This window comes from Streptomyces sp. Tue6028 (assembly GCF_002300165.1).
Taxonomy (GTDB): domain Bacteria; phylum Actinomycetota; class Actinomycetes; order Streptomycetales; family Streptomycetaceae; genus Streptomyces; species Streptomyces siamensis.
The window spans coordinates 251,872-278,159 of sequence record NZ_MLCE01000003.1 but is presented as its reverse complement, the minus strand read 5'-3'; the positions used below and the strand labels follow the sequence as shown (position 1 = coordinate 278,159).

The 26,288-nt window shown below is 71.0% G+C and carries 20 protein-coding genes; 14 read left to right on the top strand and 6 right to left on the bottom strand.

Annotated elements, in window-relative coordinates; translation table 11 throughout:
- The first annotated feature begins 135 nt into the window (after positions 1-135).
- The 3 genes from BKI49_RS03080 (at position 136) to BKI49_RS03070 (ending at position 10,554) form a co-directional block, all read left to right on the top strand.
- Complete coding sequence (locus BKI49_RS03080; RefSeq protein ID WP_218835023.1) at positions 136-5,628, top strand: non-ribosomal peptide synthetase; 5,493 nt, start codon at positions 136-138, stop codon at positions 5,626-5,628.
- Positions 5,625-8,594 carry an amino acid adenylation domain-containing protein gene (locus BKI49_RS03075; RefSeq protein WP_095932598.1) on the top strand — a complete coding sequence of 990 codons (2,970 nt, stop codon included), beginning with the start codon at positions 5,625-5,627 and terminating at the stop codon, positions 8,592-8,594. Before BKI49_RS03080 ends, BKI49_RS03075 begins: the two co-directional genes overlap by 4 nt.
- 166 nt (positions 8,595-8,760) lie before the next feature.
- Positions 8,761-10,554 (top strand): AfsR/SARP family transcriptional regulator, encoded by a 1,794-nt coding sequence (locus BKI49_RS03070; RefSeq protein WP_257004590.1) that lies wholly within the window; start codon positions 8,761-8,763, stop codon positions 10,552-10,554.
- Positions 10,555-10,643: 89 nt separating this feature from the next.
- Here the strand turns inward: BKI49_RS03070 and BKI49_RS35180 are convergent, their stop codons facing one another.
- From BKI49_RS35180 to BKI49_RS03060, 3 genes are all read right to left on the bottom strand, one after another.
- The gene (locus BKI49_RS35180) at positions 10,644-10,805 is read right to left on the bottom strand and encodes a hypothetical protein (RefSeq protein ID WP_179332311.1); all 162 of its coding nucleotides are present in this window, start codon (positions 10,803-10,805) and stop codon (positions 10,644-10,646) included.
- A 348-nt stretch (positions 10,806-11,153) separates the two neighbouring features.
- The gene (locus BKI49_RS03065) at positions 11,154-14,231 is read right to left on the bottom strand and encodes an AfsR/SARP family transcriptional regulator (protein ID WP_095932596.1); all 3,078 of its coding nucleotides are present in this window, start codon (positions 14,229-14,231) and stop codon (positions 11,154-11,156) included.
- Between the two features lie 389 nt (positions 14,232-14,620).
- Complete coding sequence (locus BKI49_RS03060; RefSeq protein WP_095932595.1) at positions 14,621-15,007, bottom strand: VOC family protein; 387 nt, start codon at positions 15,005-15,007, stop codon at positions 14,621-14,623.
- A 70-nt stretch (positions 15,008-15,077) separates the two neighbouring features.
- On the opposite strand from BKI49_RS03060, the gene BKI49_RS03055 reads away from it, so the two are divergent.
- Positions 15,078-15,620: a GNAT family N-acetyltransferase gene (locus tag BKI49_RS03055; protein WP_095932594.1), complete on the top strand. Its 543-nt coding sequence runs from the start codon at positions 15,078-15,080 to the stop codon at positions 15,618-15,620.
- 111 nt (positions 15,621-15,731) lie between these two features.
- Here the strand turns inward: BKI49_RS03055 and BKI49_RS03050 are convergent, their stop codons facing one another.
- Positions 15,732-16,415 carry a glycerophosphodiester phosphodiesterase gene (locus tag BKI49_RS03050; protein ID WP_095932593.1) on the bottom strand — a complete coding sequence of 228 codons (684 nt, stop codon included), beginning with the start codon at positions 16,413-16,415 and terminating at the stop codon, positions 15,732-15,734.
- 515 nt (positions 16,416-16,930) lie between these two features.
- Between BKI49_RS03050 and BKI49_RS03045 the strand changes: the two genes are divergently transcribed.
- The 6 genes from BKI49_RS03045 (at position 16,931) to BKI49_RS03020 (ending at position 22,647) form a co-directional block, all read left to right on the top strand.
- Positions 16,931-17,947, top strand: a complete 1,017-nt coding sequence (locus BKI49_RS03045; protein WP_095932592.1) for an alpha/beta hydrolase — start codon at positions 16,931-16,933, stop codon at positions 17,945-17,947.
- A gap of 81 nt (positions 17,948-18,028) precedes the next feature.
- The gene (locus tag BKI49_RS03040; protein WP_095932591.1) at positions 18,029-19,426 is read left to right on the top strand and encodes a DUF6421 family protein; all 1,398 of its coding nucleotides are present in this window, start codon (positions 18,029-18,031) and stop codon (positions 19,424-19,426) included.
- A 38-nt stretch (positions 19,427-19,464) separates the two neighbouring features.
- Positions 19,465-20,217: an SDR family oxidoreductase gene (locus BKI49_RS03035; protein ID WP_095932627.1), complete on the top strand. Its 753-nt coding sequence runs from the start codon at positions 19,465-19,467 to the stop codon at positions 20,215-20,217.
- Positions 20,214-21,287, top strand: a complete 1,074-nt coding sequence (locus tag BKI49_RS03030; RefSeq protein WP_095932590.1) for a threonine aldolase family protein — start codon at positions 20,214-20,216, stop codon at positions 21,285-21,287. The genes BKI49_RS03035 and BKI49_RS03030 overlap by 4 nt, the downstream gene beginning before the upstream one ends.
- An 81-nt stretch (positions 21,288-21,368) precedes the next feature.
- A complete protein-coding gene (locus BKI49_RS03025; protein ID WP_095932589.1) occupies positions 21,369-21,941 on the top strand; it encodes a transglutaminase domain-containing protein in 573 nt (190 codons plus the stop codon).
- A gap of 13 nt (positions 21,942-21,954) precedes the next feature.
- Complete coding sequence (locus tag BKI49_RS03020) at positions 21,955-22,647, top strand: B3/B4 domain-containing protein (protein ID WP_095932588.1); 693 nt, start codon at positions 21,955-21,957, stop codon at positions 22,645-22,647.
- A 4-nt stretch (positions 22,648-22,651) separates the two neighbouring features.
- Here the strand turns inward: BKI49_RS03020 and BKI49_RS03015 are convergent, their stop codons facing one another.
- Positions 22,652-23,380, bottom strand: coding sequence for a lysophospholipid acyltransferase family protein (locus tag BKI49_RS03015; RefSeq protein ID WP_095932587.1), 729 nt, complete (start codon positions 23,378-23,380; stop codon positions 22,652-22,654).
- A gap of 185 nt (positions 23,381-23,565) precedes the next feature.
- Positions 23,566-23,982, bottom strand: coding sequence for a DUF4395 domain-containing protein (locus BKI49_RS03010; protein WP_095932586.1), 417 nt, complete (start codon positions 23,980-23,982; stop codon positions 23,566-23,568).
- Positions 23,983-24,057: 75 nt separating this feature from the next.
- Between BKI49_RS03010 and BKI49_RS03005 the strand changes: the two genes are divergently transcribed.
- From BKI49_RS03005 to BKI49_RS02995, 4 genes are all read left to right on the top strand, one after another.
- On the top strand, positions 24,058-24,471 hold the full coding sequence (locus tag BKI49_RS03005) for a TlpA family protein disulfide reductase (RefSeq protein ID WP_095932626.1): 414 nt from the start codon (positions 24,058-24,060) through the stop codon (positions 24,469-24,471).
- 13 nt (positions 24,472-24,484) lie between these two features.
- Complete coding sequence (locus BKI49_RS36270) at positions 24,485-24,634, top strand: putative leader peptide (RefSeq protein ID WP_373557513.1); 150 nt, start codon at positions 24,485-24,487, stop codon at positions 24,632-24,634.
- Positions 24,635-24,714: 80 nt separating this feature from the next.
- Complete coding sequence (locus tag BKI49_RS03000; protein ID WP_095932585.1) at positions 24,715-25,224, top strand: flavin reductase family protein; 510 nt, start codon at positions 24,715-24,717, stop codon at positions 25,222-25,224.
- A gap of 240 nt (positions 25,225-25,464) precedes the next feature.
- The gene (locus BKI49_RS02995; protein WP_095932584.1) at positions 25,465-26,250 is read left to right on the top strand and encodes an electron transfer flavoprotein subunit beta/FixA family protein; all 786 of its coding nucleotides are present in this window, start codon (positions 25,465-25,467) and stop codon (positions 26,248-26,250) included.
- The last annotated feature ends 38 nt before the right edge of the window (positions 26,251-26,288 follow it).

The window sequence follows — 26,288 nt, the reverse complement described above, 5'->3', positions numbered from 1 at the left end:
CGGGTGTGGTTGTTCGACGGTGAGCTGACCGAACTGGGTGGTGCGCTGGCTGAGGCGGGCCCGTTCTCCTTCCTGAAGCTCACGCCCGGTCATCTGGAAGTGATCGGCGCTCAGCTGTCGGATGAGGAGATCCGTGTGTTGACGTCGCGGATCGTGGTCGCGGGTGAGGCGCTGCCCGGTGCTCTCGTGGAGCGTTGGCGGGGGCTGCTGGGGGATGGTCGGGTGTGGAACGAGTACGGTCCGACCGAGGCGACGGTGGGCACGTGTGTGTTCCCCGTCGAGACGTCGCACGAGGGTGTCGTCCCGATCGGCCGTCCGCTGCCGAACATGACCATGCGCATCCTCGACGCGCGTCAGGAGCCCGTGCCGGTCGGCGTGATCGGCGAGCTCTACGTGGGCGGGATCGGCGTGGCACGCGGATATGTCGGTGATCCGGCCCGTACTGCGCAGCGGTTCGTCCCGGACCCGTTCGGCGAGTCTGGGGCGAGGATGTATCGGTCGGGTGATCTGGCGCGGTGGCGGTCGGACGGTGCGGTGGAGTTCCTGGGCCGGATCGACGATCAGGTGAAGGTGCGCGGTTACCGGATCGAACTGGGTGAGATCCGGGCCGCGTTGACTGCTCGTACGGACGTCGCGGACGCGGCCGTGGTCGTGACCGACGACCAGCGTCTGATCGCCTACGTCGTCGGCAGCACCGAGGACCTGCGTGAGGCCCTGGTGTCCGTCCTTCCCGAGTACATGGTCCCGTCGGCGTTCGTGCAGATCGATGCGATCCCGTTGACGGCGAACGGCAAGCTGGACCGGCGGGCTCTGCCGGACCCGAAGGCGGTCGCCACCGACACCTACGTCGCCCCGCGCAGTGCGACGGAGGAGAGGATCGCCGAGGTCTGGGGTCAGGTCCTGGGTCTGGACAAGGTCGGTGTCGAGGACAACTTCTTCGACCTCGGCGGTCACTCCATCAAGGCGATCGCGCTGGTCGGTGCCCTGCGGGCGGAAGGGTTCGAGGCAGCCGTCGGCGACGTGTTCCGTCACCGGACCGTCGCCGGACTCGCCACCGCGCTCGGCACGAGCGAGGGCACGCCCGCGCAGGACGTCCCCGTCGTGGCACCCTTCGCCCTGATCCCGGACGCCGACCGGGCCGCACTCCCCGCAGGTCTGGTGGATGCCTTCCCGTTGGCGCAGGTGCAGCTCGGCATGCTGGTGGAGATGCTCGCCGACGACGGCCGGAACAAGTACCACAACACCACGACGTTCCGGATCAGGGACGGACGAGCCTTCGACGCCGACGCGCTCCACCAGGCGGCACAGGCGCTGGTGACGAGGCACGAGATGCTCAGGGCCTCCTTCGCCCTGGAGGGCTACTCGGTGCCGCTTCAGCTCATCCACCCGAGCGCGGAGATCCCGGTCACCGTCCACGACCTGCGGGGGCAGGACGAGGAGCACCAGGCAGCGGCCCGCCGCGCGCACGTCGTGGCGGAGCGGGCCGCCGCGTTCGACCTCGAACGCCCGCCCCTCCTGAGGGTCTCGGCGCTCGTCGAGTCGGACGAGGCCTGGTGGCTCTCGGTCAGCGTGTGCCACCCCATCACCGAGGGGTGGAGTCACCGCTCGCTGCTCAGCGAGATCGTCGAGAACTACCTGCGGCTGCGGAGCGGTGGGGCACTGCCCGAGCCCGAAGCCCCCGCCGTGCGGTACGCCGACTTCGTGGCGGCCGAGCGGGCCTCGACGGAGTCCGACGGTGACCGCGCCTACTGGCGCGATGTCATCGAGGGGCACGCCAAGTTCGAGCTGCCCGCGGGCTGGAGCGGTGGCGCCACGGCCGGCCCCGCGCGCACGGTCCGCGTTCCGCTCGCCGACCTCGCGCCGGCGTTGCGGGCCGCCGCGAGGGACACCGGCACTTCGCTGAAGGCCGTGCTGCACGCGGCGCACCTGAAGGTGATGAGCCTGCTCACTCCGGAGGAGTCGTTCCATACCGGGCTGGTGTGCAGCGGTCGCCCGGAGATCCTGGGCGCGGAGCGCGTGTACGGCATGTACCTGAACACGGTGCCGTTCGCGTTCCGGCGCGGCGCCCGCACCTGGCGCGACCTCGTCCGCCAGGTCTACGACCAGGAAGCCGCCCTCTGGCCGCACCGCCGCTTCCCGATGCCGGTGATGCAACGCGAACTGGCCGACGGATCAAGGTTGTTGGACGTCCGCTTCAGCTATCTCGACCTCAAGGACGCCCAGGCGGAGTCGGACATCGTCGACGCGGACTCGGGCATGGGCGAGGGCGCCACGGAGTTCGGCCTCGCCGTCGCCGCCCGAGCGGCCGGCCTGCTCCTCACGGCCGACCCCGGCCGTCTCACGCACGAGGCCGTCGACCGGCTCGCCGCCATGTACCGGGCCGTCCTGGAAGCCATGGCCCGGGACGTGGACGGCAGCGCCGAATCGACGTACTTGCCGTGCGAAGAGCGGGAGTTGGTGCTCTCGTCGTGGAACGACACGGGGGTCGCGGTGCCGGGGTTGTCGGTGCCGGAGTTGGTCGCTGTGCGTGGGGTGGAGTCGCCGGGTGTGGTGGCGGTGGAGGCGGCGGGTCGGTCGTTGACGTTCGGTGAGCTGGATCGTCGGGCTGATCGTCTGGCGCAGGCTTTGCGTGGTGCCGGTGTTGGTGTGGGTTCGTCGGTGGCGGTGTTGCTGGATCGTTCGGTCGATCTGGTGGTGGCGTTGCTGGGGGTGTGGCGGGCCGGGGCGGGGTTTGTGCCGTTGGATCCGGTGTTGCCGGGGGAGCGGGTGGCCGGGATGCTGGCGGATGCCGGCGTCGAGGTCGCGGTCACGTCCGCCGCCTATGTCGACCGATTCGGTGTCGAGGTCGTCCGGGCCGACGTGGAGCACCCGCCGGTGAGTGGGTCGCTGCCGTCGGTGGATCTGGATGGTTTGGCGTACACGGTGTTCACGTCGGGTTCGACGGGTCGGCCGAAGGGTGTGCAGGTCTCGCATCGGAGTCTGGTCAATCATGTGGACTGGGCGGTGCGGGAGTTGGCGTCCTGTGGTTCGGGTGGTGCGCCGGTGTTCTCGTCGGTGGCGTTCGACCTGGTGGTGCCGAACGTATGGGCACCTCTCGTGGCAGGGCAGCGGGTGTGGCTCTATGACGGGGAGCTGACAGAACTGGGGAGCGCACTCGCCGGCGCGGCCCCCTTCTCCTTCCTGAAGCTCACCCCCGGTCATCTGGAGGTCATCGGCGCTCAGCTGTCGGATGAGGAGATCCGTGTGTTGACGTCGCGGATCGTGGTCGCGGGTGAGGCGCTGCCGGGTGCGCTCGTGGAGCGTTGGCGGGGGCTGCTGGGGGATGGTCGGGTGTGGAACGAGTACGGTCCGACCGAGGCGACGGTGGGCACGTGTGTGTTTCCCGTCGAGGCGTCGCATGAGGGTGTCGTCCCGATCGGCCGTCCGCTGCCGAACATGACCATGCGCATCCTCGACGCGCGTCAGGAGCCCGTGCCGGTCGGCGTGATCGGCGAGCTCTACGTCGGCGGGATCGGCGTGGCACGCGGATATGTCGGTGATCCGGCCCGTACTGCGCAGCGGTTCGTCCCGGACCCGTTCGGTGAGCCGGGTGCGAGGATGTATCGGTCGGGTGATCTGGCGCGGTGGCGGTCGGACGGTGCGGTGGAGTTCCTGGGCCGGATCGACGACCAGGTGAAGGTGCGCGGTTATCGGATCGAACTGGGTGAGATCCGGGCCGCGTTGACCGCTCACGCGGACGTCGCGGACGCGGCCGTGGTCGTGACCGACGACCAGCGTCTGATCGCCTACGTCGTCGGCGGAGACCCCGACGCTCTGGGGGAGTGCCTGAACGGCACGCTGCCCGAGTACATGGTCCCCTCGGCGTTCGTGCAGCTCGATGCGATCCCGTTGACGGCGAACGGCAAGCTGGACCGGCGGGCTCTGCCGGACCCGGAGGCGGTCGCCACCGACACCTACGTCGCCCCGCGCAGTGCGACGGAGGAGAGGATCGCCGAGGTCTGGGGTCAGGTCCTGGGTCTGGACAAGGTCGGTGTCGAGGACAACTTCTTCGACCTCGGCGGTCACTCCATCAAGGCGATCGCGCTGGTCGGTGCCCTGCGGGCCGAAGGGTTCGAGGCAGCCGTCAGCGACGTGTTCCGTCACCGGACCGTCGCCGGACTCGCCACCGCGCTCGGCGACGACAGCGGAGCCGGCCCCGACGGGGCGCACCGGACCGACCGCACGGCACCGGTGACCGTGGCCCCGTTCGCGCTGGTCTCCGAGAGCGTCAGGGATTCCCTCCCCGACGACGTCGTCGACGCGTACCCGCTCTCGCAGGTGCAGCTCGGCATGGTTCTGGAGATGCTGGCCGACGACGGTCTGAACAAGTACCACAACACCTCGACGTTCCGGATCAAGGACGGAAGGCCCTTCGACGAGGACGCCCTGGCCCGTGCGGCACGGACCGTCGTCGAGCGGCACGAGATGCTGCGCACCTCCATCGAGCTGGAGGACTTCGAGGTCCCGCTGCAACTGGTCCACGCGACCGCCGAGGCGCCCGTTTCGGTGCGCGACCTGCGCGGCGGCTCCGCCGAGCGGTTCGAGGAGGCGCGGCGGGACCACATCGTGCGGGAGCGCGGCGACCTGTTCGACCTCGGGCGCGCACCGCTGCTGCGGATCTCCGCGCTCGTCGAGTCGGACGAGGCCTGGCACCTCGGATTCACGCACTGCCATGCGATCACGGAAGGCTGGAGCCAGCAATCCCTCCTGATGGAGGTGCTCGGCCTCTACCACGCGTACGCGGCGGGGGAGGAACCCACCACCCCCGAGCCCGTGCCGGTCCGCTACGCGGACTTCATCGCGGCCGAACTCGCCTCGCTGGACTCCGAGGACGACCGCGCGTACTGGCGGGGCATCGTGCACGAGCATGCTCCGTGGAGCCTGCCCGCGGACTGGGGCACCGGGCCCGGGACTCCTCGGGAGGACTTCAAGCTGTCGGTGGAGTTCCGCGACCTCGAACCGGAGCTGCGAGCCCTCGCGGCGGAGACCGGGACGTCCTTCAAGGCGGTACTGCTGGCCGCGCATCTGAAGGTGCTGAGCACACTCACGCACGAAGACGCCTTCCACACAGGCGTCTTGTACAGCGCGCGCCCCGAAGTCCCCGGCATCGAGCGGGTGTACGGCATGTACCTGAACACGCTGCCGTTCGCCCATCGGCGGGGAGCCCGCACGTGGGGCGAACTCGTCCGCCAGGTCTTCGACCGCGAGGCCGAGGTGTACGGGCACCGGCGGCATCCGCTGCCCGCCGTGCAGCGGCTCGCCGGCGGACGCCGGCTGTTCGACGTCATGTTCCGCTACCAGGACTTCCACCAGGTGGACACCGGAACGGTCGACGTGCGGGCAGGGGCCGGGGACAGCTCGAACGAGTTCACGCTGTCCCTCGCCAACGTGCCGGGACGGCTCGTCCTGCGCGCGATCAGCACCGGCCTGAACCGGGTCAACGCCGAACGCCTCGCCGGGATGTACCGGGCCGTGCTCGAAGCCATGGCCGCCGGCCCGGACGGCGACGCTCAGGCGGCGGTCGTCCCGGAGGCGGAGCGCGCACAGATCCTCCAGGACTGGAACGACACCGAGGTGGAGTGGGAATGAGCAATCCGCGACAAGGGCCGCGCCGCGTGCACGAGGTGTTCGCAAGCGCCGCCGCCGCCCGCCCCGACGCCGTCGCCGTCGAGGCACGGGACGGATCACTGACGTACGGAGAACTCGACCGGCAGGCCAACCGTGTTGCGCACCGGCTGCGCGCTGCGGGCGTCGGCACCGACGCGGTGGTCGGTGTGCTGCTGCGCCGTCGCCGGGGACTCCTGCCCGTGCTGCTCGGCATCTGGAAGGCGGGCGGCTCCCACCTCCCGCTGGACCCGGCACTGCCCCGCGAACGGCTCACCTACATGCTGCGAGCGGCCGGCGCCCGCCTGGTGGTCACGGAGACGGACCTGGCGGACCGGATCGGCGACGCCTCCACCGGCGTACCCCGGCCGGGCGGGCCGGCCGACGGAGCCGAGGACGGCGTCCCGGCCGCCGACGGCGGAGCGTACGAGGGCGTGCTCCTCGACCTGGAGGCGCCGGGGGAGCGGGAGGAGATCGGCAGGCAGCCGGACAGCGCTCCCGACCTCGGCGCGCCGGACGCACTGCAACTCGGCCTGGCCTACACGCTGTTCACGTCAGGATCCACCGGGCGGCCCAAGGGCGTGCAGATCGCGCACCGTTCGCTGCTGAACCTGCTGTTCTCGATGCGTGAGCGGTTCGAGGCGGGGCCCGCGCACACCTGGCTCGCCGCCACCTCGCTCTCGTTCGACATCTCGGCAGCCGAGCTGTACCTGCCGCTGGTCACCGGCGGCCGGATCGTGCTGGCCGGCGACGAGGAGACCGGTGACTCCGGGGCGCTGCTGGAACTGATCGACGGCCGGGGCGTCACCCACGTCCAGGCCACCCCCGCAGGGTGGAAGCTGCTGCGTGCCGCGGGCTTCGCGCACCGGCCGGTCACCGCGATCACGACCGGCGAGGCCTGCCCGCCGCCCCTCGCCCGGGAGTTGCACGGGCACGTGGACCGTCTCGTCGACCTGTACGGGCCGACCGAGACGACCATCTGGGCCACCGGCTGGGAGGTCGAAGGCGGCGCGGACACCGTGCCGATCGGCCGCCCGATCCACAACATGCGGGCCTACGTGCTCGACGCGGCCCTGCAACCCGTACCCGTCGGGGTGGTGGGCGAGTTGTACCTGGGCGGTGCCGGTGTGGCGCGCGGCTATGTGGGGCGGCCCGCGCTCACCGCCGAGCGGTTCCTGCCCGAACCGTTCGGTGGCCCACCCGGCTCGCGCATGTACCGGACGGGCGACCTCGCCCGCCACCGTGCGGACGGCCAGCTCGAATACCTGGGCCGCGAGGACCACCAGGTGAAGATCCGGGGCTATCGCATCGAACTCGGTGAGATCGAGGAGCGGTTGCGGCGCCGCGAAGGTGTCCGGGACGCGGTCGTCGTGGTCCGTGAGGACGCCGGTGGCGAGAAGTGGCTGGCCGCGTACGTCGCCGTGGACCGCGCCTCGGGCCCGGACCAGGAGGCGTTGCGGGGCGGTCTCGCGGCGGAACTCCCCGCGTACATGGTGCCCGCGGCCTTCGTCCTCCTCGACGAACTTCCGCTCAGCGCCGCCGGGAAGATCGACCGCAAGGCCCTCCCGGCCCCCGGCCGGTCGGCGCTCGTCGCCGACCGCGCGTACGTGGCCCCGCGCACCCCCGTCGAGCGTCTCCTGGCGGACGTCTGCACCGAGGTGCTGGGCGTGCCCGACGTGGGCGTGCGGGACCGGCTGGCGGATCTCGGCGCCGACTCCATGCGGATCGTCCACGTCCTCGCCGCCGCCCGCCGGGCGGGCCTCGCCCTGAGCCTGCGCATGCTCCTGGACAACGGGACGATCGAGGACCTCGCGACCGCGCTCGACGCCGGAGCGTCCGACGGCGTGTCGTCGGCCACGGCGGACGGAGCGCCGAGGGACACCGCTCGGACGACGACCGCGCGTACGTCCACCACGACGGCGCCCACCACGAGGAAGACGACCATGATGACGACAGTCGACGCCCGTGCCCTCTCCGCGGGCGAGGTCGAGCGGGTCATGGCGGAGCACCGCGTCCCGGGTGCGGCCGTGGCGGTCCTGCGGGACGGCGAGGCCGTGGCCGTCGGCGCCCACGGCGTGCGCTCGACGGAGACCGGCGCTCCCGTCACCCTGCGCACCCGCTTCCAGGCGGGCTCGATCAGCAAGCACGTCACCGCGTACGCCGCCCTGCGGCTCGTCGACCGCGGTGTCCTCGACCTCGACGCGGACCTGGACACCGTGCTCATCGGCCGGACGCTGCCCCGGGCGGCCGGAGGTCGGCCCGTCACGCTGCGCCAGTGCCTGTCCAACACCTCGGGTCTCGCCGGGGCCAGCGCCACCTGGTGGCGTCCCGACGAGGCGATGCCGAGCCTCACCGGGATCCTGGACGAGGTCCGGGCGGAGCACGAACCGGGCGCGCAGTTCCGCAAGGAGGGCGCCCAGTGGGCGGTCGTGGAACAGGTCCTGGCCGATGTCATGGGCCGGGACTTCGACAAGGCGGTCCAGGAGCTGGTGTTCGAACCGCTGGGCATGCGGGACAGCGCCTTCGGGACGCCCGGGACCCCGGACGCCGCGGCCGGACACGACCAGCACGGACGTGAACTGTCCGGCGGCCACCGGGTGCGCCCGGTGCGGGCCGGCAGCGGTCTGTGGTCCACCGCCGCCGACCTGGCCGCCTTCGCGGGGGCGTTGCGCCGCGCGCACCAGGGCCTGTCCGACCTGTTGTCCGCACGGCTGGCCGGCGCGATGCTCACAGAGGCGTTCCCCGGCAGCTTCTACGGGTTGGGCACCGTCGTCGACGCGACGCCGGGGGAACCCGAGTTCGGGCACGGTGGACAGACCGCCGGCTTCCGCGCGCTCACCTCGGTGCGGCTGCGGTCCGGCACGGGCTGTGTGGTGATGACGAACTCCGACAACGGCAAGGAGGTCCACCGGGCCGTCGCCGCCGCCCTCGGAAGGATCATCTCCGCCTAGCGCAAGGTACCGGCAAGCCAAAGAGGCCGACGGATAACGCAGGAATAACGGTCCTCCATAGTTTCTCCACCGAGCCAAGTTCCGCACATGTCAGAACGGGGGGTGCCGAATGGACTTCCAAGTCCTCGGCCCGGTGGAAGCCCGCAAGGGTGGCGTAAGAATCGCATTGTCCGGATCCAAGGTGCACACGGTCCTCGCGAGCCTGCTGCTCGCACGGGGGCGGGTCGTGTCCGACGAGCGCCTGAGCTCCATGCTGTGGGGGTGGGAGCCGCCCGCCACGGCCGGAGCGCAGATCTACACCTACATGTCGCGCCTGCGCAAACTGCTCGGCGACGACGTCGAGATCGACCGGCGCCCGCCGGGTTATGTCCTGCGGGCGCCGCACAGCACGTTCGACCTCCTGGAGTTCGAGCAGCTGGACCGGGAAGGCCGCGCGGCCCTGGGCCGCGGGCGTCACAGGGAGGCCAGCACCCTGCTGAGCCGGGCGCTCGGCCTGTGGCGGGGGGCCGCACTCGGCAACGTGACCGAGTACCTGGCGGGCGCCGAGCTGGCCCGCCTCGAAGAGCAGCGGCTGCACGCCCTGGAGAGCCGCGTGGAAGCGGACCTGGAGCTCGGGAGGCACGAGCAGCTCACCTCCGAACTCACGGGTCTGGTGGCGGAGTTCCCGCTGCGCGAGAAGCTCCGCGCACAGCTCATGACGGCCTTCTTCCGCTGCGGCCAGCAGGCCGACGCGCTGCACACCTATCACGAGGGCCGCAAGGTGCTCGACGAGCAGCTGGGCATCGAGCCCGGTGAGGCGCTCGGCGCCACCTACCAGGCCGTCCTGGTCGGCAGCCTCGGTGCCAGGAGCGCGGGACCGGCCCGGACCGCCGTCACCGTCCCCTACGGGGACGAGGAGCCGTGCGACCCGTACGAGCCGCGTCCGGTCACCCTGCCGCCGGACATCGAGGACTTCATCGGGCGGGGGGAGGAACTGAACACGCTCTGCGCGCAGTTGGCCGAATCGCGCAAGGGCGGCGGGCCGCGGGCCCTGCTGGTGACCGGCATGGCAGGCGTCGGCAAGACGGCGCTGGCCGTGCGGGCCGCGCACCGCAGCGCCGAGCACTTCCCGGACGGACAGCTCTTCGCCGAGCTGGCCCACCCGGACGGCCGTCCCAAGAAGCTCGGCGAGGTCCTGACGGTCCTGTTGCGAGCCCTGGGCGTGCCGGCCGACGGTCCGGGGCGTGGCGCCGACCTGGACGAGCTGATCCGTCGCTACCGCACCCGGACGGCGCGCAGGCGGCTCCTCGTCGTCCTCGACGGCGCCGTCGACAGCCGGGAGCTCGACCTCCTGCTGCCGGGGTCGGCGGAGGCGGCGGTCCTCATCACCGGCCGGGCGAGGCTGACCCGGGTGGCCCAGGCACGGACCACCGTCCTCACCCCGTTCGGCAGGGACACCTCGTACGAGCTGCTGGCGGCCGGAGTGGGACGGCGGCGACTGCTCGCCGAGCCCGACGCCACGTACCAGGTGCTCGCGCACTGCGGCGGGCTGCCGCTCGCGGTGCGTATCGCGGGCAGCAGGCTGGCCGCCCGGCCGCACTGGCCGGTCTCCTGGCTCGCCGCCCGCCTCGCCGACCCCGCCCAGCGACTGCGTGAACTCTCCTACGGGGGACTGGACCTGCGGCGCGTGCTGGTCCCGTCGGTGCGGCAGCTGCCGAGACCGGCGGGGCGGACACTGGTGCGCCTGGCGGGGATCGGCACGGAGCCCTTCCCCGCCGAGCGCGCTGCCCGGCACCTCGCCGAGCCCGAGTCGGCGGCGGAGGAGAGTCTGGAGCACCTGGTGGACGCGGCGCTGCTCGACATCTGCGGCGTCGACCGCCTCGGCCGTCCGCTGTACCGCTTCCACGAGCTGGTACTGCTCTTCGCACAGCACCTCGCGACTGCACATCGCGAACGGGAAAGGTCGGCCGCGGCCAGCTGAAGAAGCGGGTGCCGCGGTCCCCGGTCCCGGCTCGGACCGGTCCGGCCCCGCGGCGGCGGGGCCGGACCGGTCGCTCTGCGCCGGAGCGTTCAGTGCCAGTCCTCCTCGTCGGGGCCGACGACCACCGTGCCGGCCGATCCCGCGCTGGTGGAGACGGCAGCCGCCAGGGAACCCGCCGCGCCGAGCGCGCAGAGCGCGATGATCCAGGCCACCAGGATGTGACCGACCGTCGTGCTCCGGATGTTCTGCATTGCGACTCCCAGGTCTGCGCCGTAGCGGGTGCGTGTGGGGGCGGCGCCCGGCGCCGCCCCTTCGTTCGCATTCGAAACTAGGGACCTGCGGCTTCGGACCACTATCGATCCGCCTTCGTCCCGTACTCAACGAGGATCGGCGGCCTACCGCCGGGGACGGTGGCGCCCCCCCGGTCCCGGTGGCGCCCCCTCGCCCTCGCGTCGTACCACCGTGGTCGTCGCCCGCTCCGTCCCGGCGCACTGAGCCATCCGCCGGAGCGTCGTGGCGACTCCCCTTCCATCGGCCGCGACACGTCCCGTCGCGGTGCCGGCCGTCAGGGCATCGTTGTCGCGACCTGTGCCCCCGGCTCAGCGGCGACGCAGCGAGGTCGCCGCCGCGGCCCGTGCCGTGCTCCCGCGGTCGTGCGCGCCATCGGCCTGGGACGGCTGCGCCGTGTCCAGTGCGGGTGCCCGCTCGGTGCTCAGCGCTTCGAGGGCCTGGTCGACCCGGTCCAGCCACGGCTTCACATCGATGCGTGCGAAGCACTCGCGGGCCTCGGCGAGATGGCGCAGCGCGCGGGTGCGGTGACCGCACTTCGCGCAGGTCTCGCCCAGCGCCAGCTTGATCTTCCCCTCCACCAGGGGATTGCTGACCTGGGACGCGGCCTCCAGCGCCTGCGTGAGCGTCATGCGGGCCTGCTCCCAGCGTCCCGCCCCGAGCCGCGCCTCGCCCAGAGCCAGCAGCCCGTGCGCGAGTCCCAGCGTGTCGGAGTTGTCCTGCACGATCCGCACCATGCGCAGGAGTGCCTCCTCGGCCCGGACGAAACGCCCCTGAGCCAGCAGGACCCGGCCGAGCCGGTGCGTGGCCAGCGCCACGCTGCGCGAGCCGCCCTCCCCGATGGCCTCGGCGACCCGCACGGACTCCCGGCCCAGCTCGGCCGCCTCGTCCACATGGCCGCGGTCGAGCTCGATCTGCGCCATGTTGTTGAGCACATGGGCCTCGGAGGAGAGGTCGCCCACCTCCCGGAAGACCTCCAGCGCCTCGGTGCTGCGCCGCATCGCGCGCGTCAGTTCGCCGCGCATCTCGTCGATCATCGCCATGCTGCGCAGCACGAGTGCGCGCCCGTGCCGCTCCCCGGCCCGCGCATGCAGGGACAGTGCGGCGGCGAAGCAGGCGTCGGCCTCCGGGAACCGCCGCAGGCGCATCTCCAGCGCGCCCAGGATGTGCAGCATCGCGCCTTGCCCCCGGACGTTCCCGGCGGCCCGTGTCGCGGCGAGGGCACGCTCCGCGCAGGCCCGCCAGTCGTCGGTGTGGTCGCGGGTCTCGAACAGCACCACCGTCGACATGGTGAGGTCCCAGACGAGTTCGTCCATCCCGTGCTCCGCCGCCTGTTCCACCACGGCGGACAGGGCGAGCCGTTCCGCCTCCAGCCATTTCAGCGGCCGGGCGGCGAGGTCACGGGCGAGGTCGGCCGGCAACGGACGGCGCGCGGCGGTGCCGTGGATGATGCTGAAGTCGCCCCCGTAGAAGCGGCGGTGGGCCAGCTCCGCCAGGGAGAGCGCGCTGCCGAAGGCCCGCTCGCGAGAGGCCCGCCGCTCCTCGTCCGGCTCCTCCCGGTGGGCGCACTCATGGGCGTACAGGCGCAGCAGGTTCTGGAACCGGTAGCGGGGGCCTCCGGTGGCGTCCGCGGCGGTCACGTCCAGGAACTGCGCGTCGACGAGCTGTTCCAGGAGCCGTTCCGCGGTCGCGGGATCCGTGTCGAGCACCGCGGCGCCGAGCCAGGGAGCGAAGTCCGGCATCTCCAGCAGTCCGAGGAGCCGGTAGAGCCGTGCCGCCTCGTCGCTCAGGTATCGGTAGCTCACCGCGAAGCCCGCTCTGACCTGTGACTCGCCCTCGCTCAACTCGTCGAGGCGGCGGCGCTCGTCGCTGAGCAGCGCCACCAGCCGCGCCACCGTCCAGTGCGGTTTGGCGGCGAGTCGCGCCCCGGCGATCCGCAGGGCCAGCGGCAGCCGGTCGCACAGCTCGGCGACCCGGGCGACGGAGGCGGGGTCGTCGGCGACGCGCCGTTCCCCGACGATGCGGCCCAGCAGCTCCACGGCCTCGGGTCCGGTGAGCCGGCCCAGCTGCACCCGGCACTGCGGCGGCCAGGCGACCAGCTCGGCGAGCTGCTCCCGGCTGGTGATCAGCACACAGCAGCCCGGACTGCTCGGCAGCAGCGGCACGATGTGCGGGTAGGAGTGGACGTTGTCGAGCACCACGAGCACCCGCCGCTCGGCGAGGATGCTGCGGTAGAGCGAGGCCCGCTCCTCCAGCCCCACCGGGATGCGGTCGCCGGGGACGCCGAGCGACCGCAGGAACCGGCCCAGGATCTCACCGACCGGGGCGGGCTCGTGGTGCTCGTCGTAGCCGCGCAGGTCGGCGAAGAGGTGGCCGTCGGGGAAGTGCTCGGAGACGCTGTGCGCCCAGTGCACGGCGAGGCAGGTCTTGCCGAGTCCGCCGACCCCCGTGACGAGACCCGCCGTCGGGCCGCGGACCTCCTCCGTACGCTCCAGCAGGGCGTCCAGCAGAGCCATCTCCCGCACCCGTCCGGTGAACCCCGGTACGTCCGGCGGCAGTTCGAAGGGCTTGCCCACCGGATCGCGGGGTTCTTCGGGCTCCGTCGAGGCGGACTCCCGCTCGCCGGCGGCCGGCTCCACCTCGTCATGCAGGATCGCGTCGTGCAGCTCGCGCAGCGCCGGGCCCGGTTCCAGGCCGAGCTCGTTGATGAACAGCCGGCGCCCCAGCCGGAACGTCTCCATCGCCTCGGCGCGGCGGCCGGAACGGTACTGCGCGGTGATCAGATGGTGCCGGGTGCGCTCGCGCATGGGGTGCGCGCGCACCGTGGCGGCCAGTTCCGGGATGATTCTCTGGTGGTTACCGAGCTCCAGTTCGACTCCGATGGCGTCGTCGTAGGTGTTGAGCCGTAACTCCTCCAGGCGGCGCGCCTCGTCCTCCACGGCCGCGCCGGTCACGCCCGCCAATGCGGGGCCGTGCCACAGGCGAAGTGCCTCGGCGTAGTGCTCGGCGGCGTCGGACAGCCGTTTCTGCCGGGCGGCGTGCTCCGCGCCGGAGACCAGCGCGGAGAATTCGAGGCTGTCGAGTTGATGCTCGCTCGCCCGCAGGAGATATCCCGGGTGAGCCGTGACGATGACTTCCTCGGAGAATCCAGCTTTCCTGAATGATTTGCGCAAGGCGGCAATGCAAATCGATACCTGGGTGCGTGCGGTGGCGGGCGGTTGGTCGCCCCAGACGGCGTCGACCAGCCTGTCGACCGATACCGTCCTCTCCGGATTGAGCAACAACAGCGCCAGAATGGTCCGGTGGCGCGGCCCGCCCACCTTCACCTGACCGTCGTCCGCGAGCACGCTCAGCGGACCGAGAATCTTGAAGCGCAACCGCTTCTCCACTTGCCCTCCCCTGCGCCGAAGTCCCTGCCGGAGCTCGCGGGTGCCCCGTGACGGGCCATGGTTGATCCATTCTATGCATCAGCCGATGTGGAATTGTTAATTCCAGCGGAAGGGCTGGATTTGGTTGTTTCTGAATACGTGTCAGTAAGTTTGATGTTGAGTAAAGGGTGTTGTTTGCGGATCAATAATTGCGGCGAAAGTTAATTCCTGAACAACGCTCAGCTTTCCCTGAACGGAGTTCAATTCCCTCGACGCCGCCCGCCGGCCGGTCCCGTCACCCGCCGTCCCGTCCCGCCCTCCGTCGGCTCCGCGCCGGCGCAGCCCCTCGGCGCCCGCCCGAGTCGGCAGGGGTCGGGCGGACGTCGGGCGCCGGGAACCTCGTACGGAGCTCAGGGCCGGTAGCGCAGCGGATGGTCCCCGGGGACCTCCACGACCACGATCTCCGTGCCGTCCGGGTCCGCGATCCACATCTCGATCAGCCCCCACGGCTCCCGGACCGGCGGGCGCACCACCTCGACCCCGGCCGCGGTGAGCTCCTCGTGCGCCGCCGCCACGTCCGCGACCTGGAGCCACAGCTTGAGCGCGGGGGACGGCGGGGTCTCGGAGTGCCCGGCGACCTCCAGGAAGCCGCCGCCGAGGAAGTAGACGGTGCCACGCTCGGGGCCCGTGCCGAATTCCCGGTAGACGTCCAGGCCCAGCTGTTCGCCGTAGAAAGTGCGGGAGCGCTCCGGGTCGGTGGGGCGCAGGAGGGTTCGGCTGCTCAGTACATGCACCATGCACCAGGAGAGTAGGGGAGGGTTAGGCTCATCGGTGCCTCAGCCGCGCCACCGAACGGAGATACGTTCCATGGACACCGCCGCCTCCACCGGACTCACCTTCCGCGATGCCACCGACGGCGACGTGGACGCCCTGGTCGCGCTGATCGAGTCCGCGTACCGAGGGGAGTCCAGCCGGGGCGGCTGGACCACGGAGGCGGACATCCTCGAAGGCCGGCGGACCGACCCCGAGGGCGTGCTGGCGGTCGTCGAGGCGCCCGACAGCCGGCTGCTGACCGTGGAGCGGGACGGCGCGCTCGTCGCCTGCTGCCAGCTCGAACACCGCGGTGACCACGCCTACTTCGGCATGTTCGCGGTCAGCCCCGACCTCCAGGGCGGCGGCCTCGGCAAGGTGATCATCGCCGAGGCGGAGCGGACCGCGCGTGAGACCTGGGGGATCACTGAGATGCACATGACGGTGATCTCGGTGCGCGAGGACCTCATCGCCTGGTACGAGCGGCGCGGCTACCGCCGTACGGGGAGGATGACGCCCTTCCCGTACGGCGACGAGCGCTTCGGCATCCCGCAGCGCGACGACCTCCAGTTCGAGCTGCTTGTCAAGCCGCTCGTCTGACCCGGGCCGTGCCGCGGCAAGAGCGGATGGCCGGGCCGCGGCCGTCAGGTCGGAGTCTTCAGGCCCGTCCGTGACGTCGTCACGGACGGGCCGTGGGCCGCGCGGCGGCCGTCACGCGGTGAAGCGGCCGGTGCGCTTGATCTCGGGATAGTCGGTGGTCGCGCCGTCCAGTTCCAGCGCGCGTACCAGCCGCAGATGCTCCTGGGTGTTCACGACCCAGCCGATGATCCGCAGGTCGGCCTTGCGGGCCTGCTCGACGACCTCCAGCGTCAGCCTGCGGATGTTCAGGCACACGGTCGCGGCTCCGACGGCCGTGGCCCGCTCCACGACATCGATGCCGTATCGGCTCGCGATGAGGGCGGTGCGCACGCCGGGCACGAGCCGGGCGATCTCGGCGATCGCCTCGTCATGGAACGACGACACCTCGACCCGTCCGACCAGGTCGCGCCGGTGCATGACCTCGGCCAGCGCCCTGGCCGCCGCCGCGTCCTTGATCTCGGCCTGCAGCGGTGTGTCGACCGCGTCCAGGACCTCCTCGAAGACGGGGACGCGCTCCCCGCGCCCCGCGTCCAGGGCGCGCAGCTCGTCGAGGGTCATCTCGGCGATCGGCCCCGAGCCGTCGGTCGTACGGTCCACTTCGGCGTCGTGCATGACGACGAGAGCGCCGTCCTTGCTCAGATGCAGATCGAGTTCGATCAGGTCGAGGCCCGCTTGCTGGGCGGCGACGAAGGAACGGAGAGTGTTCTCGGGTTCGACACCCATCACTCCACGATGACCGATGGTGAGGAAGTTCAAGATTCGACTCGCTTCCGTCGACGGCGGCTCGGCTCGCGCGTGGTGGCGACGGGGCCGCCCACGCGACTCCGCAGCCTAGTGGTCCCGCCGCCCCGTGTACCCGTTCGTACACGGGGCAATGGGGGTGGTCGGCAGGGGTACGGCCTCTTTCCGCCCGATCGGGTCACTCGCGGGTGGGCGAGTCCTCCGGTGGTTGACCGGGGGCGTCTTGCGGTCCGAAGGCCTGACGACTAGTCATGTTCACTGCCGATGGAAGCCGTGAGACCGCGCAATCCGTGCCAGCCGTGCCAGTGGCGAAAGCCGTGCAAGTCGTGCAAACCGATGACGGTCGGCGACCGCCCGCGACCGCCCGTGAACACCGGTGGACATCCGTGAGCGCCTGCCGGTGGACGGCGGTGCGTACGGAGAGTTTCCCCCGACCGCCCCGATCTTGACCGCCTCGATCTTGACCGCCCAAAACCCGATCACCCAGAGCCCGATCGGCCCGGGCCCGACCGCCCCGAAGGGGAACCGTGATGCCCACCGAACCCGCGCCCGACGTCCTCGTCCTCCTCGACGCCATCAGGCTCCACTTCCCGGACCTCGGGGGTGCCGTCACGGATGCGGCCGAGGCCCGGCGACTCCTCGCCGCCGCGCCCGCCTGGCCGTTCGAGCCGCCGACCGTGGGCTCGGTCGAGGACCGCGCGATACCGGGATCACAGGGCGCCCCGGACATCCCCGTACGGATCTACCTGCCACCGTCTCGCCGGTCCGCCCCGGCGGCGGACCGGGCCCGGCCGCCGGCGCCCCGCCCCACCGTCGTCTTCCTGCACGGCGGGGGCTGGGTCATCGGGGGCCTGGACTCCCACGACCCCGTCGCACGGGCCCTGTGCCGGGACGCCGACGCGGCCGTGGTGTCGGTCGACTACCGGCTCGCGCCCGAGGCGCGCTTCCCGGCCGCCGTGGACGACGTGTACGCCGCGCTGTGCTGGGCCGCGCGGCACGTCGGCGAACTGGGCGGTGACCCGGGCGCGCTGGTCGTCGCGGGCGACAGCGCGGGCGGGAATCTGGCGGCCGTCGCCGCGCTCGTCGCCCGCGACCGGGGTGGCCCCCCACTGGCGCTCCAGGTGCTCGTCTATCCGGCGACCGACGTCCGCCCGCGCACGGAGCTGCCGGGCCGGGGCGGCCCGGGCTACTTCCTCACGCCGGCCCATGGCCGCTGGTTCGCCGAGCAGTACTTCGGGGCCGACGGCGACCGGGCGCACCCGCACGCCTCGCCCCTGGTGGCCGACCTGCACGGTCTGCCGCCCGCCCACGTCGTCACCGCGGGCTTCGATCTCCTCCACGACGAGGGCCGTGCGTACGCCGCGAAACTCCGGGCATCCGGTGTGCGGGTGACGGAGAGCGTGCACCCGGGCATGTTCCACGGGTTCTTCGGCTTCCCCGAACTCCTCGAGGACGCCCGGACCGCCCAGCGCCGCGTAGCGGAAGTAATCGCCCGCACGGTGTCCGGCAGGAAAAAGAACGGTGATGATGGGGGTTGCGCAGGATAATCTCCCGAGTCTCCTCTTGCGTGAAGGAACCTCGTTTACATACGGTGTCCAGACGCGAGGTTCTCCCGTGGAGGATGGGACATGACGGAAATTCTTGTGCAGGTGGGTACGGAGGAGCGGGTTCCTCCCGTGGGCAGGGTGGTGGAGCACCCGGCATGGCCCGTGCTCAAGGATGCCGTGGAGGAGATCCGCCCCTGGCAGTCCAAGGACGGCTCCATAGACCTCGACGCCGAGGGCGCCCCCGAGGCGGCTCAGGTGGAGGCGGCCGTGCGCCGTGTCACGGAGGCCGTCGAGCAGCTCGCCCCGCTGCTGCCGCACGATGCCGAGTACCACGAGGCGCTCGTGAAGGACCTCCGGCGCTGGGCCGACGGCGGTTTCCAGGTGCCGGACTTCCTCGACTCGCTGCTGGCCTTCCAGCCCGCCGCGAGCCGCGAGGACGGCCTTCAGCACCTCGTCGTCTTCCCGATGTACACGCAGAACGGCAACCCGGACCGCAACTTCGAAGCGGTCGTCCTGCGCATGGTGTGGCCCGACTGGCTGGCCGAACTGGAGCGCACGCGCTACGACAATCCGCTGTTCTGCGGCATCACTTTCGAGGACTTCACCGCGGGTTACGACACCAATTCGGCCGTTCTCTTCCCCGAGACCATCGCGGTGCGCGAGGCGCCCGAGCGCTTCACCTGGGGCGGCATCTTCTGCGACCGCGAAGCCGCCCGCTTCCGCGCCGTCACCGACGCGGCCGTGGACATCCTGGGTCTGGAGCTGCCCGAGGACATCGCGGCCATGGTCCACGACCAGGAGCGCTGCGAGCAGGCCTTCGTACTGTGGGACATGGTCCACGACCGCACCCACAGCCGCGGCGACCTGCCCTTCGACCCGTTCATGATCAAGCAGCGCCAGCCGTTCTGGATGTACGGCCTGGAGGAGCTGCGCTGTGACCTCACCGCCTTCAAGGAGGCCGTGAAGCTGGAGGCCGAGGGCAACGCGCACGGTCGTGACGTGCAGTACGCCGTGCTCTTCGACCGGATGTTCCGCTTCCCGGTCTCCGGCGACCGCGTCCGCAACTACGACGGCCTCGGCGGCCAGCTGCTCTTCGCCTACCTGCACAAGCACGACGTCGTCCGCTGGACCGACAACAAGCTGCACATCGACTGGCAGCGTGCCCCGCAGGTCACCAACCAGCTGTGCGCCGAGATCGAGGACCTGTACCGGGCCGGCATCGACCGCCCGAAGCTCGTCCACTGGTTCAAGGCCTACGACCTGGTCTCCACCTACCTCGCCCCGCACCCCGGCTCCCGCTGGGCCAAGGGCCCCGACGCGCTCGACCTCTCCCAGCCCCCGCGCAAGCTCGTGGACGACGTGCTTCCGGACGAGTTTCCGCTGAGCATGTTCTATGAGGCACTGTCCAAGAAGCTCAAGAACGTGATCGCCGCGACCAAGGGCATCACCGCGGACAGCACCGAGCGGGTCGCCGCGTGAGCGACCGCGCCGGGAACATCGCTCACCAGGAGGCGAAGATGGGGAACGGGAACGGGGCACTGAGCGGTGCGGTGATCGCAGTGGCCGGTGCGGGCGGACCCGCCGGCCGGGCGGCGCTGCTGCGGCTCGCCGAGGAAGGCGCGACGGTCGTCGGGGCGGACAACGACCCGGAGCGTCTCGCCGAGGCCGTGGACGCGGCCCGCTACGCGTCGGGCGGCGCCACCGTCACCGGTGAGCCGGTCGACCTGCTCGACCTGCAGTCCACCCGTGACTGGGCCACGCACATCGAGAAGGAGTTCGGGCGCGTCGACGGGCTCGTGCACCTGGTGGGCGGCTGGCGCGGCAGCGAGACCTTCACCAAGACGAGCCTCGACGACTGGGACTTCCTGGAACTGCTGCTCGTCCGTACCGTGCAGCACACCTCGCTGGCCTTCCACGAGGCGCTCCAGCGCAGCGACCGCGGCCGCTACGTCCTGATCAGCGCCGCCGGCGCCAGCAACCCCAGCGCGGGCAACGCCGCCTACGCCGCCGCGAAGGCCGCGGCCGAGGCGTGGACGCTGGCCATGGGCGACTTCTTCCGCAAGGCCGGGGGCGCCGAGGGGCCGACATCGGCGGCTGCGATCCTGGTGGTCAAGGCGTTGGTGCACGACGCGATGCGCGCCGAGCGTCCCAACGCGAAGTTCGCGGGCTTCACGGACGTCAAGGACCTGGCCGATGCCATCGCCGGGGTCTGGAGCAAGCCCGCCGCCGAAGTGAACGGAAAGCGTCTGTGGCTGACCGAGAAGCCGTGAACCCTCCCAGGACCGATGCGCGTCGTCACCACGACCCGGAGGTCCGCGGTTTCGCCAGTGACAACTACGCCGGGGCCCACCCGGAGGTGATGGCCGCCCTCGCCGTGGCCAATGGCGGCCATCAGGTCGCCTACGGCGAGGACGACTACACCGAGAACCTCCAGCGGATCGTCCGCAGCCACTTCGGGGCGACCGCGGAGGCCTTCCCGGTCTTCAACGGCACCGGAGCGAACGTGGTCGCGCTCCAGGCGGTCACCGACCGCTGGGGCGCGGTGATCTGCGCGGAGAGCGCGCACATCAACGTCGACGAGGGCGGCGCCCCCGAGCGCATGGGCGGCCTCAAGCTTCTCACCGTGCCCACGCCCGACGGCAAACTCACCCCGGAACTGATCGACAAGCAGGCCTGGGGCTGGGAGGACGAGCACCGCGCCATGCCGCAGGTGGTGGCGATCACCCAGAGCACCGAGCTGGGCACGCTCTATACGCCCGACGAGATCCGGGCGATCTGCGACCACGCGCACGCCCGTGGCATGAAGGTGCACCTGGACGGGTCCCGGATAGCCAACGCGGCCGCCGCCCTGGACGTCCCGATGCGGACGTTCACCAACGCGGTCGGCGTCGACATCCTGTCGCTGGGCGGCACGAAGAACGGCGCGCTGTTCGGCGAGGCCGTCGTCGTCCTGAACCAGGACGCCGTCAGCCACATGAAGCACCTGCGCAAGCTGTCCATGCAGCTCGCCTCCAAGATGCGCTTCGTCTCCGTCCAGCTGGAGGCGCTGCTCGCCAAGGACCTGTGGCTGCGCAACGCCCGTCACGCCAACGAGATGGCACAGCGTCTGGCCGAGGGCGTGCGCGCGGTGCACGGCGTGGAGATCCTCTACCCGGTGCAGGCCAACGCGGTCTTCGCGCGCTTGCCGCACGAGGTCAGCGAGCGACTGCAGAAGCGCTTCCGCTTCTACTTCTGGGACGAGGCGGCGGGGGACGTCCGCTGGATGTGCGCCTTCGACACGACCGAGGAGGACGTCGACCGGTTCGTGGCCGCCCTCAAGGAGGAGATGGCGCACCGGTAGGCAGCTCCAAAGATGCATAGATATGCGGCCACCCGAAAAGTCATTGACGCTCGGGTGGTCGCATTCCTATGCTCTGCGCGCATGGAGCTGATCCAGGACACCGTAGATCTTTCCGCCTACTTGGCGGCCGACGACGTGATCGACCACCACCATCCGAGGGTGCGCGCGACGGCGGCGCACCTCGCCAAGGGTGCCACCGACTCGTATGACTATGCGCGATCGGCCTTCGAGTTCGTGCGTGACGCCATTCCGCACTCGTACGACTCGGGCGATCTCCGGGTCACCTGGCGCGCCTCCGACGTCCTGGAGCGGCGCACCGGCATCTGCTTCGCCAAGGCTCACGCCCTGGCCGCGCTGCTGCGGGCCGAGGACATCCCGACCGGGTTCTGCTACCAGCGGTTCGAGGAGGTGCACGGGCTCGTCGCCGTCCGGTTCGACGGAGCGTGGCACCGGCAGGACCCCCGGGGGAACAAGCCCGGTGTCGACGCCCAGTTCTCCCTGAAGGGTGAGCGGCTTGCCTTCACGCCCGACCCCGAGTCCAATGAGTTGGACTATCCAGTGTTGTACGCTGAACCTCACCCGGTCGTGCTCGACGTCCTGAAGGCCGCACCCGACCGGCCGACCCTGTGGAAGACGCTCCCCACCGCACTCTGAGGCAAGGCAGACGATGACTCCCACGCTCACCGTGTCCGACGAGGTGCGGGCCCTCGCGCCCGGCTTCACCCATGTCGCCGTCGAGGCCCACGGACTGGTCAACGGGCCGAGCACCGAGGCGACTTCGGCGCTCCTCGACGACGCGGGCCGGCGGCTGGCCCGGCGGCTGGACGGCCGATCCCCGCACGAGGACCCGCACATGGCGGCCTGGCGCGAGGTCTACACGGCGTTCGGCTCCAAGCCCTCCCGCACCCGCAACTCGGCGGAGGCGCTGGCACGGCGCGCACTCGCCGACTCCGGTCTGCCCCGGATCAACGTGCTGGTGGACCTCTACAACGCCGTCAGCGTCGCCCGGCTGATTCCGGTCGGCGGCGAGGACACCGACCGCATCCGGGGCGCGATGCGGCTCGTACGCGCCACCGGCGGCGAGGACTTCGTCACCGTCGCGGGCGGCGCGGAGGTCGTCGAGCACCCCGACGCCGGTGAGGTGGTGTGGTGCGACGACGAGGGCGTGACCTGCCGCCGGTGGAACTGGCGGCAGGGGCCGCGCACCAGGCTCACCGAGGAGTCCGTCTCCGCGCTCTTCCTGCTGGAGAGCCTCGCGCCGATGCCGGTCGCCGACGTCGAGAGCGCCGGAGCCGAACTCGCCGAACTCCTGGAGAAGTTCAGCCCCGGGGCGCGCATCACCGTGCACGCCCCGGAGTGACGATTCAGCGGGCCTCGGCCGCGCGCACCTGCTCGGGGGTCGGTGCCGTGCCGCCGAGGTGGGCGGGCATCCACCAGGTGTCGTCCGCGCCCTTGGGCCGCACGGGATAGGCGCGCTGGCCGGCCTCCAGGAGTTCCTGGACGCGCTCGCGCAGCCGTCGCGAGATGGCCCCCGCGTACTGGTCCTTGGGGGCCTCCACCGCTTCGCCGACCCGGATCGTGACCGGGGTGTGGCTGCGCTTGAAGTTGCGCGGGTGGCCCTTGGTCCACAGTCGCTGAGTGCCCCACAGGGCCATCGGGATCAGCGGGACGCCGGCCTCCTGGGCCATGCGCGCGGCACCCGACTTGAAGCTCTTCAGCGTGAAGGACTGCGAGATGGTCGCCTCGGGGAAGACACCGACGATCTCGCCGGAGCGCAGCGACTCCAGGGCGTGCTGATACGCCGTCTCGCCCTGCTTGCGATCCACCGGGATGTGCTTCATCCCGCGCATCAGCGGGCCGGAGATCTTGTGCCGGAAGACGGACTCCTTCGCCATGAAACGCACCAGGCGCTTCTGCGGCAACGCGGCCAGGCCGTCGAAGATGAAGTCGAGATAGCTGATGTGATTGCTCACCAGCACGGCGCCGCCCGAGCGCGGAATGTTCTCCGATCCCTTGCAGTCGATCTTGAGATCCCAGACCTTGAACATCGTTTTGGCGAGACCGACGACGGGACGGTAGACAAGCTCTGCCATGGAGGCGGTGGACCCTTCTCTCTGCCAGGGAAGGGGTCTCCCGGCGGGAAGTTACGCAGCCGTAGGTTTACGGCAATGCGCAGATCGTGCCCGAAGAACGGGCGAGGGGCCAGTCCTGGTGCCGGACGGCGGCGAGATTCTCGTCACGTCCATCGTCAGTTCCACCTCGGACTTTTAACTCGCCTTTACTCCGCGCGGGCCGTGACCCGCCGTATGACCAGGTACATCTCGCACCCCAAGCAGTACCCGAATGCGGCATTGAGGAAGGCGGCCGCGAGCGCGCAACCGGTCGCCGCCTGCCCCAGCCACTCCGGTCCGATCGCGTAGCCGGCGAGTCCGACGACCGCGAAGAAGAGCCCCACCGCCTGTGCGAACCGCGGCGGTTCGGGCGCCTCGAAGTCCGTCGGCGGCCCGAGCCGGGGGCGCACGGCGCGCCGGAACAGCCAGCCGTACGGAGAGCGACCCACCCCGCCCGCCGCCCCGAGCGCGAACGCCAGCGTCTGCCAGGCCAGCAGCCAGGCGCTCCCGGTGATCAGCACCACCGCCAGAACGACGGCCGTCACGGCCGCACCGAACCGCGGTCCCCTCACGTCGATGTCCATGAATCAAGCATTCCGCACCGGAGGCGATCCGAGGGGACGGGAATCTTTGCGGTCTCGTGAATGCTTGTGCAGACGATGACCGGACTTGTGGTGTGCGTGGTGGTGCTCGTGGCGGCGAGCGCGTACGGAGTGCTGCATCGGCGGCGGAGCGGGAGGGTGAGAGTGCGCGGGCGCGACGGCGGAAAGAGGCTCGGCGCGGCGGAGTTGGGGGAGGGGCTCGGTGAACGGGCCACACTCGTCCAGTTCTCGAGCGCCTTCTGCGCCCCCTGCCGGGCGACCCGCAGAGTCCTCGGCGAGGTCGCGCACATGGTCCCGGGCGTGACGCACATCGAGATCGACGCCGAGGACCACCTGGACCTCGTGCGCGAGCTCGACATCCTCAAGACACCCACCGTGCTGGTGCTCGACGCGCAGGGGCGGGTCGTCCGACGGGCCACCGGCCAGCCGCGTAAGGCCGATGTGATCGCCGCGCTGGGGGAGGCCGTCTGAGGCCGTGACGATCATGGTGACGCATCTCCCAGATGACGGGACGCACTTGACTGCACGCACCACCTATCGTCAGCCTGACCGTATGCCCCCGGAACTCCTTCTCTTCGAGCGCGTCCACGTGGACCTGGCCCGCACCGCGAGTGCGTGCTGTCCGGGCTGTTGAGCAGTCACGGCCCCGCCCCTCACTCCCGGCTTCGCGCGAGCGGGGGGACTCCCACGTCACTCCCGCAGAAGGACAACTCCATGACGGCCACACCCGACCTGGGTACCGCTCGGCTCGCCTCCCCCGACCTGTTGCGCTCCGTCTTCCGGCGACACGCCGCGGGAGTGGCCGTGATCACGGCGGCCGGCGACTCGGGACCCGTCGGCTTCACCGCCACCTCGCTCACCTCGGTCTCCGCCGAGCCCCCGATCGTCTCCTTCGGGATCGGGACCGGAGCCTCCAGCTGGCCCGCGATCTCCGAGACCGGCCATGTCGGCGTCCATGTGCTCGGCGAGCACCAGCAGGAGTTGGCGGCCACCTTCGCGAAGAGCGGCGCGGACCGTTTCGGCGCGCCCACCCGGTGGCGCGAGGGCCCGGAGGGGGTGCCCGTCCTGGACGACGTACTCGCCTGGCTGGTGTGCAGGGTCGTGGCGCGCGTACCCGCGGGAGACCATCGCATCGTGCTGGCCGAGGTGGTCGTCGGCGACCACTCGGGCCCGGGCCGTCCGCTCGTGTACCACCAGGGTCGCTTCAACGGTCTGCGGGACTGAGCGGGCGATCCCGGGGCAGAGAGTTACCCGTTGGTGCTACTCGCCGGTTCTACCCGCCGGTTACGCAGCGTTGCCAAGGTCACAGTCCAAAGCGCTTGCTTAGTGTGCGTCCGGTGGGTGTACTGACGAGTAATATTTCGTTCGGAGCGCGGGCCGCCCCGACCGGGATCGGCCGCTTCAGGCGCCTATGCTGCCTGAAAGCAGGCAGCCCAGAAATGACGATGCAGTAGGAGAGCCGGCGTGAGCTTGAGGATCGTTGTCACTGTGAAGTACGTGCCCGACGCCACTGGCGACCGGCACTTCGCCGATGACCTGACCGTCGACCGTGACGACGTGGACGGCCTGCTGTCCGAGCTCGACGAATACGCCGTCGAGCAGGCGCTGCAGATCGCCGAGGACGCGGACGACGCCGAGATCACCGTGCTGACCGTCGGTCCTGAGGACGCCAAGGACGCGCTGCGCAAGGCGCTGTCGATGGGCGCGGACAAGGCGATCCACGTGGAGGACGACGACCTGCACGGCACGGATGTCATCGGTACCTCGCTGGTGCTGGCCAAGGCGATCGAGAAGGCCGGTTACGACCTGGTGATCTCCGGTATGGCGTCCACGGACGGCACCGCCGGTGTGGTCCCCGCTCTGCTGGCGGAGCGCCTGGGCGTGCCGCAGGTGACGCTGCTGTCCGAGGTGAGCGTCGAGGACGGCGTGGTCAAGGGCCGCCGTGACGGTGACACCGCGTCCGAGCAGCTGGAGGCCTCGCTTCCCGCCGTCGTGTCGGTCACCGACCAGTCGGGCGAAGCTCGCTACCCGTCCTTCAAGGGCATCATGGCGGCCAAGAAGAAGCCGGTGGAGTCCTGGGACCTGGAGGACCTGGAGATCGAGGCGGACGAGGTCGGCCTCGAGGGTGCCTGGACCAAGGTCGACTCCGCGACCGAGCGTCCGGCGCGCACCGCCGGCACGATCGTCAAGGACGAGGGCGAGGGCGGCAAGCAGCTCGCTGAGTTCCTCGCGGGCCAGAAGTTCATCTGAGCCCAGCAGTCGCTGACCGCCCCTCAACTCATCCAAGC

Bases quoted from the DNA above. Each gene is read 5' to 3' on its own strand.
- BKI49_RS03075 (WP_095932598.1), top strand. From the start codon at position 5,625: ATGAGCAATCCGCGACAAGGGCCGCGCCGCGTGCACGAGGTGTTCGCA.
- BKI49_RS35180 (WP_179332311.1), bottom strand. From the start codon at position 10,805: ATGCAGAACATCCGGAGCACGACGGTCGGTCACATCCTGGTGGCCTGG.
- BKI49_RS03060 (WP_095932595.1), bottom strand. From the start codon at position 15,007: ATGGTGCATGTACTGAGCAGCCGAACCCTCCTGCGCCCCACCGACCCG.
- BKI49_RS03055 (WP_095932594.1), top strand. From the start codon at position 15,078: ATGGACACCGCCGCCTCCACCGGACTCACCTTCCGCGATGCCACCGAC.
- BKI49_RS03045 (WP_095932592.1), top strand. From the start codon at position 16,931: ATGCCCACCGAACCCGCGCCCGACGTCCTCGTCCTCCTCGACGCCATC.
- BKI49_RS03040 (WP_095932591.1), top strand. From the start codon at position 18,029: ATGACGGAAATTCTTGTGCAGGTGGGTACGGAGGAGCGGGTTCCTCCC.
- BKI49_RS03035 (WP_095932627.1), top strand. From the start codon at position 19,465: ATGGGGAACGGGAACGGGGCACTGAGCGGTGCGGTGATCGCAGTGGCC.
- BKI49_RS03025 (WP_095932589.1), top strand. From the start codon at position 21,369: ATGGAGCTGATCCAGGACACCGTAGATCTTTCCGCCTACTTGGCGGCC.
- BKI49_RS03020 (WP_095932588.1), top strand. From the start codon at position 21,955: ATGACTCCCACGCTCACCGTGTCCGACGAGGTGCGGGCCCTCGCGCCC.
- BKI49_RS03015 (WP_095932587.1), bottom strand. From the start codon at position 23,380: ATGGCAGAGCTTGTCTACCGTCCCGTCGTCGGTCTCGCCAAAACGATG.
- BKI49_RS03010 (WP_095932586.1), bottom strand. From the start codon at position 23,982: ATGGACATCGACGTGAGGGGACCGCGGTTCGGTGCGGCCGTGACGGCC.
- BKI49_RS03005 (WP_095932626.1), top strand. From the start codon at position 24,058: ATGACCGGACTTGTGGTGTGCGTGGTGGTGCTCGTGGCGGCGAGCGCG.
- BKI49_RS36270 (WP_373557513.1), top strand. From the start codon at position 24,485: ATGGTGACGCATCTCCCAGATGACGGGACGCACTTGACTGCACGCACC.
- BKI49_RS03000 (WP_095932585.1), top strand. From the start codon at position 24,715: ATGACGGCCACACCCGACCTGGGTACCGCTCGGCTCGCCTCCCCCGAC.